General features: G+C 75.5%; 1 pseudogene. It reads left to right on the top strand.

From position 1 onward, the window contains the following. A pseudogene (locus FOE67_RS28170) lies at positions 1–469 on the top strand (NYN domain-containing protein); the annotation flags it as partial. Between the last annotated feature and the right edge of the window lie 28 nt (positions 470–497).

Here is a 497-nt window from a genome sequence, read left to right as displayed (position 1 = left end):
GGCCCGGATCGGCCGGATCGCGGGCATCCATCCCCCGCCCCCCGCCGCCACCCTGCGCTGGTCGTCCGACCGGGGCTGGGTCGAGCGGGGGGCGTCCGCCGAATCCCCCGAGACCGCCTCCCTGCCCTCACTGGCGCAACTCACCTCGGCCGAGCAGCGGTGGGCGGACCGCGAGGAGGACATCACCACCGTCAGTGGGGACCCCTACGAGGTCGGCCAGGTCTTCGCCCGCCGCTGGGCCGACCGGATCGGTGCCGCCGACCGCCTCTCCCGGCTCGCGGCCGAGTACCCGCGCATCCCGCACCGCATCGACGGCGAGCTGTTGCGCTACGCGGCCCGCTTCGGTCTGCTCACCCACAAGGACGACCAGATCGACGAACAGGACCGCTACGCCATCCGGGCGGGCTTCTGGCGGGAGATCGAGAGCCGGACGGGGTCCGGTTCCGTCACGGGCCCCCCGGACGGCTGACACCCCGCCGGGGCCCGCCCTCCGCCCC

The sequence above is a fragment of the Streptomyces calidiresistens genome (assembly GCF_014141525.1).
Classification (GTDB): Bacteria; Actinomycetota; Actinomycetes; order Streptomycetales; family Streptomycetaceae; genus Streptomyces; species Streptomyces calidiresistens.
Note: the sequence above shows the minus strand (reverse complement) of the source record. Positions and strands in the feature narration are given on the sequence as shown.